Below are 6,520 nucleotides of genomic sequence, written 5' to 3' on the forward strand. Positions count from 1 at the left end.
TGTGAATTTTACACTTGATATTGTTATATTGTCTAACTTTTGTTTTTGGCATAAAAAAAGAGCTTTACGCTCTTTTTAATCTGTATTAAATAGCTCCACCTCTGACATAAAAGGTATAGAGCTTGCAGCACCATGCTTAGTAACTGCCAGGGCTGCCGCCTTAGAAGAATTAATAAGCACTTCCCTCATAGGAAGCTTTTTAATAAGTCCGGCAACAAAATATCCAGTGAATGTATCACCGGCTGCTGTAGTGTCTACCGCATCTACCTTAAATGCCGGCTGGTACAATTCCTCATCCCCATGATGATAAATGCTACCGCCCTCTCCTAAGGTAAGAACTATCTTAGCATTTGAGTAGCTTGCAGCCATTGCAGATATAATGGTAGCCGGTGTAGTCATTCCTGTCATCTGCTGCCCCTCAGTTTCATTAAGGACAAATACCGAAACCTTGCCTAAATCACATTCTTCTAATCTTTCATCGTAAGGTGAAGGATTAAGAGCAATTGTCATTCCCTTGGCAAAGGCCTGGTCGATTAAGTATGGCAATTCGTTAATTTCGTTTTGAAGAATGATTACATCTCCTGTATCAAAATTATTAAGAACCTCATCTACATATTCCTTGGAATTCTTTTGATTGGCTCCGCCAAATAATACAATGGAATTCTGTCCATTTTCATCTACCTGGATTACAGTATGTCCGCATCTACCGGTAACTGTTTTTATGTAATCAGTCTTGATTCCAAAAGTCTCGCAGGCATCATAGAACTCTAATCCTTCCTCTCCTACAAGACCTGCATGAAAGCATACAAGCCCTGCCCTTGAAAGTGCAACAGACTGATTAAAGCCCTTGCCGCCTAAGTTCATATTAACTTCCTTAGCAAGTATTGTCTCACCTGCCCTTACAATATGAGCTACCTGATAAGTATAGTCCAAGTTAAGAGACCCAAAATTAAGTACTTTCATAAACACCCCCGTATTACAAAAGCCAGTTCTTAAATGTGACCTACTAAAAGTAATCCTGCCAATCCATAGTATGTAACAACTGCCACCAAATCGTTAACAGTAGTGATAAGTGGACCAGATGCAACTGCAGGATCTACCTTAATCTTATGGAAGAATATTGGAATAATGGTTCCAATAAAGCTTGATACTATCATAGCAATAAAAAGTGAAAATCCTACGATTCCTGAAACCTTAAATGCTGCTGCCCAAACATAGCCCTTAAGTCCATGCAAATATAATGCAACGAAAAACAGTGCCAGAACTCCTAAGATAAAGCCATTTGTTCCACCAACTCGCATTTCCTTTAGCACAAACTTAGCCTTTTCCAGACCTGAAATTTCCTCATCCATAAGCACACGAATTGTAACAGCAAGTGATTGTGTACCAACATTTCCTGCCATATCAAGAATAAGTGACTGGAACACTACTACGATTGCTACTGAAGCAACTACCTTATCAAATATGCCTATTACCGAGCTTGTCACAAGGCCAAGGCCCAGTAACAATAACAGCCAAGGAATACGCTTTTTGATACTCTCTGGTAAGCTTTCGTTCAAATCCTCCTCGGCAGTCAAACCAGCCAACTTAGCATAGTCTTCACCCATCTCATCATCTACAGCTTCGATGATATCCTGAGATGTGATAACACCAATAATCTCATCATTTGGATTAAGGACTGGAATCGAATCCTCAGCGTAATCCTTTAAATCTTCGATTGTCTCTGAAATAAGGGCATCAGCCTTAACACTAGGATAGCTGTGACTGATAATATCATCAAGTGGTGTGTAATCCCTGGCAAGTATTAAATCCCTAAGCTCAATAGCACCATAATATTTATTATCAGTATCCTCTACGTAAATAGTGTTAATATTATCGTTATCCTTTGACTGAGAAATCAAAGAACGCATTGCCTGCTTTACTGTGAAATTCTGCTTGATAACAATGAAGTTAGTAGTCATCATGCTACCTACTTCATCCTCATCATAGGAATTGATAAGTCGTACATCTGCAGATGCTTCCTTATCCATCAAAGAAATGAGTTGCTCTCTTTGAGCTTCATCTTCGATGTCCTCTAAGGCATCTACCGCATCATCGGCATCCATGTTCTCTAAGACATCAGCCGCCTGCTCCGGTGTAATTTCTGCTAAATATTCACCTACATCCTCAATATAAGGGAAAATTTCTGATAGACGTTCGGCACCAAGTACGCCGAATAATCTCCTACGGTCCTCTGTATCTAAGGCCTCGTATGCCTCGGCAATATCATTCTCATGATAATCGTCAAGAGCCTCCATTAAAGCCTCTGCACCTAAATTAGAGCGTAGCAAATCGATAATTTCTTGGATCTTGTTATCCTCTAAAATCTCTTTTGTTTCCATGTTCTTTCTCCGCTATAAAAAAAGAATGTCATGTTCAGACGATGACATTCCTTGCACATGAAAACTAAGCTCTTTTATTTAAAAGAACAGCTACTCATCTGTATCATGAATGTCTCGTCGCAGCATAATCGCCCATGACTGTCTGATTTGTCCATAGCTGTTCTCCTTTCTTTTCTTGAATTAGAAATTAATTGTTTGAATTGTACACAAAAAACATAACATACAAAAAGGCTTTTTGTAAACCCTATTTTGCAAATAAATAACTGTATTACAAATATTTTTTCTGTTCTGTAAAGCCTCGACCCTTAACCTCTGATACACGGCTAACAATAATAAATGCTTCTGGGTCGATATCATGTACGAGCTTTTCTGTTCTAGCAAGCTCTCTTGTAGATACAATTGAAAGTGTGATTTCAGTATCCTTCCCAAGATATCCTGTTCTGCCATAAATTACAGTAACACCTCTATCAATATCCTGAAGGATTGCTCTTCTGATTTCTTCGCTCTTCTTGCTCACTACCTTAATCTGTGTCTTAGCCTTACCAAGAATCAGCATTCTATCTAAAACATTAGTGTAAATAATAACCAGGATAATGCCGTAAAGCACTAATGATTTTTCTGTAAATATTGCCTGAAGAACTAAAATGCAGATATCAAAGGTCCACATCAATCCTGATATTGGAATTCCAAAATATTTGTTGAGAACAATTGGTGGGATATCCATTCCACCTGTAGATGCACCAGTACGAATAACAATTCCAAGGCTGGCTCCAATAATGATTCCGCCAAAAACAGTGCATAGCACTATATCATCAGTTAATGCATAATGAGAAGCAAGCATCTCGGAAATATGTAATTCGATTGGAAAACAAAAACTTGAAAGTAATGTGTTGGCTGCAAATCTTCTGCCCATAATACGCCAGCCAACCAAAAACAGAATTGTATTTATAACAAATGCAACGTGTGCCGTTTTAAAACCAAATAAATGGTGGAAAAACAAAGCAATACCTGTTCCGCCTCCTGTAATAAGCCCCGAAGGCTCAATCAAAAATGCAACAGCAAGGGCATAAGTAAAATTTCCTAAAATGACAATCAGTGCTGTTTTTATTATCTGCTTCATTATTCCACCTACTTTTAATTATTTATCGTTCATCTTAGCAAGCTTAGCGGCCTGATCTGCAGCTATAAGTGCATCTAAGATTTCCTGGATATCGCCATCCATAATCTTATCAAGCTTATAAAGTGTAAGATTAATACGATGGTCTGTTACACGACCCTGAGGGAAGTTATATGTACGAATCTTCTCTGCTCTATCACCTGTACCAATCTGTGAACGACGCTCAGCCGCCTCAGCATCCTGCTGCTTCTGAAGCTCAAGATCATATAACTTAGCACGTAAGAGTGCGAAAGCCTTTTCCTTATTCTGAAGCTGTGACTTCTCTGTCTGGCTGTAGATAACGATACCTGTAGGATAGTGAGTAAGACGTACAGCCGAATCAGTTGTGTTGACACACTGACCACCGTTACCAGATGCACGCATTACATCGATACGGATATCCTTTTCATCAATCTGAACATCTACCTCTTCTGCCTCAGGCATAACTGCTACAGAGCATGTAGATGTCTGGATACGACCCTGAGATTCTGTCTCAGGTACACGCTGTACACGGTGTACACCAGATTCGTACTTAAGGATAGAGTATGCACCTGTACCCTTAACCATGAACTCGATATTCTTCATACCGCCGATACCTGTCTCATCAGCTTCAAGAAGTTCAACCTTCCATCCACGTGACTCAACATAGTGCACGTACATACGATAAATCTCAGCTGCAAAAAGAGCTGCCTCTTCACCACCGGCACCTGCACGGATTTCTACGATAACGTTCTTATCATCATTAGGGTCCTTGGGAAGAAGTAAAATCTTAAGCTCCTGCTCAAGTCTTTCAACCTCTGCCTTAGATTCGTTAAGCTCTTCCTTAGCAAGTTCCTTCATCTCCTCGTCTGTCTCTTCCTCTAAAAGAGCAAGTGAATCCTCGATGTTCTGCTTGTGAGCACTATACTGCTTGTATGCCTCTACGATTGGGGCAAGCTCAGCCTGTTCCTTCATAAGAGATCTAAATCTTGCATTATCATTAGCAACATCAGGCTCAGATAAAAGATTCATAACCTCTTCGTATCTCAAAACTAAATCTTCTAATCTATCAAACATAATAACCTCCTGTTTATAGATGTCCTTTAACTACTCTATTGTTTCCGGCCAAATCCTTAACAACCTCAACATCCTTGAAGCCATTCTCTACAAAAAGAGCATATACATCTGGCCCTTGATCAAATCCTATTTCTACCAATAGCCAGCCATCACTGGCAAGATATTCTGCCGCATGACCTACTATCTGTCTATAGAAAAACAAGCCGTCCTCTGCACCATCTAAAGCAATAAGTGGCTCATGATCTTTTACTTCTTCTGCTAATCCTTTAATATCCTCTGTAGGGATATATGGCGGATTAGAAACTATTGTGTTGTATTTACCAAGTACTGGATTCCATAGATTTCCTTTTATAAAATCTATTCTGCCTGGAGCAAGCCTATTTCCGTTATCCCTTGCAACTGCAATGGCTTCATCAGAAATATCTATTCCTGTACCTGTAATCCCCTGTCCCAAAACAACAAGAGAAATAATAACACATCCACTGCCAGTACACAAATCCAAAACGTGACTGCCTGAAGGAGTTACCTTAAGTGCCTCCTCCACAAGAGTCTCAGTATCCTGACGTGGAATAAGAACGTGTTCATTTACCCAGAAATTAATTCCCATAAATTCCTGTTCACCGGTAATGTGCTGGAGAGGCACATGCTCCGCTCTTTTAAGCAAGGCTTCTTTGTATTTAAACAAAGTAAGCTCATCTATTTCTTCATTTTGAACAAGAAAATATTTGGCCTTAGTAAGCTGGCTAACATAAGAAAGCAAATACCAGGCATCTATTCTGGCATCTATAATTCGTTCAGCTTCTAAGATTTTGATTCCTTTTTCTAGAGCCTGCTTATATGTCATTTGAAAAACACTCCTTATTTTTTTCCTGGAAATCCTTCCAATCAAAAACAGCCTCTACAGAAGCGATTCCAACCTCTATCATATCATCATCCGGCTCCATAACAGTAAGCTTTTGAAGCCATAAACCAGGCTTCGAAAAAATGTTAACAAAGGCATTATCATATCTGCCTGCAAGCCTGATGAACTCATAAGAAATACCTGCAATAACTGGTATGAGCAACAGCCTGCATAAAAGCTTTGCCCACACATTATCAAAGGTAATGAACATAAAAACAAATACTGAAATTATAAAAACAATAAAAATGAAGCTTGTTCCACATCGCTTGTGAAAACGGGTGGATTTTCTAACATTATCCACAGTAAGTGGAAGTCCTGTCTCCACACAATTAATACATTTGTGTTCAGCTCCGTGATACATAAAGGTGCGCTTAATATCTTCCATTCTTGAAATCAGCATTACATATCCAATAAAAATGCCTATGCGAATAATTCCCTCTACAAAAGCAATTGTAGCTGATGAAAAATCAAAGCGATTTAAGCCAAGAGATATAAAATATGGCAGTGCAAAAAATATTCCAAGTGCCAATACAAATGACACAAAAAGTGTGCCTCCCATCTCGACCTTTTCCTTCTTTTCAAGCTTAGTAAGCTCCTCTTCTGATAGGGTGGATTTATCTACACTATCTTCATCTTCAAAAAAGCTAGCCGAATACATAAGTGTGCTAAGCCCTATTATAAGAGAATCAAAAAAGGAAACTACGCCTCTGACAATTGGAATCTTATGCCAAATATCATTGATATCTCTGGTGTTTTTAACCTCTATGGCAATCTGTTTATCTGGCTTTCTGACTGCAACGGCATATTTATCACCGTTTCGCATCATTACGCCTTCCATAACAGCCTGGCCACCAATACCCGAATACTTCATTTTATTCTCCAATTAACGTAATAAAGGGCTGAGACGAATCTCAACCCTTAAGAGTCCAAATAACAAACTACTTTGCGTCAATGCCGTACTTCTTATTGAACTTGTCAATACGTCCACGAGCCTGTGTAGCTTTCTGCTGGCCTGTGTAGAATGGA

Annotated in this window: 7 protein-coding genes; all 7 read right to left on the bottom strand. The window is 39.2% G+C overall.

From position 1 onward, the window contains the following. Nucleotides 1-75 precede the first annotated feature (75 nt). Nucleotides 76-963, bottom strand: a complete 888-nt coding sequence (locus IJ535_RS11775) for a ribokinase (RefSeq protein WP_294303079.1) — start codon at nucleotides 961-963, stop codon at nucleotides 76-78. Nucleotides 964-992: 29 nt separating this feature from the next. Then, nucleotides 993-2,381: a magnesium transporter gene (gene mgtE, locus IJ535_RS11780; protein ID WP_294303082.1), complete on the bottom strand. Its 1,389-nt coding sequence runs from the start codon at nucleotides 2,379-2,381 to the stop codon at nucleotides 993-995. Between the two features lie 268 nt (nucleotides 2,382-2,649). Continuing rightward, on the bottom strand, nucleotides 2,650-3,501 hold the full coding sequence (locus IJ535_RS11785) for a YitT family protein (RefSeq protein WP_294303086.1): 852 nt from the start codon (nucleotides 3,499-3,501) through the stop codon (nucleotides 2,650-2,652). 18 nt (nucleotides 3,502-3,519) lie between these two features. Beyond that, a complete protein-coding gene (gene prfA, locus IJ535_RS11790) occupies nucleotides 3,520-4,593 on the bottom strand; it encodes a peptide chain release factor 1 (protein ID WP_294303089.1) in 1,074 nt (357 codons plus the stop codon). Between the two features lie 13 nt (nucleotides 4,594-4,606). Beyond that, nucleotides 4,607-5,437 carry a peptide chain release factor N(5)-glutamine methyltransferase gene (gene prmC / locus IJ535_RS11795; protein ID WP_294303092.1) on the bottom strand — a complete coding sequence of 277 codons (831 nt, stop codon included), beginning with the start codon at nucleotides 5,435-5,437 and terminating at the stop codon, nucleotides 4,607-4,609. Further along, a complete protein-coding gene (locus IJ535_RS11800; RefSeq protein WP_294292844.1) occupies nucleotides 5,427-6,365 on the bottom strand; it encodes a DUF1385 domain-containing protein in 939 nt (312 codons plus the stop codon). Before IJ535_RS11800 ends, prmC begins: the two co-directional genes overlap by 11 nt. A gap of 67 nt (nucleotides 6,366-6,432) precedes the next feature. After that, on the bottom strand, nucleotides 6,433-6,520 hold an 88-nt coding region (locus IJ535_RS14195; protein ID WP_294303095.1), incomplete at its 5' end, for a 50S ribosomal protein L31.

It is taken from the genome of Pseudobutyrivibrio sp. (assembly GCF_017471675.1).
GTDB lineage: Bacteria > Bacillota > Clostridia > Lachnospirales > Lachnospiraceae > Pseudobutyrivibrio.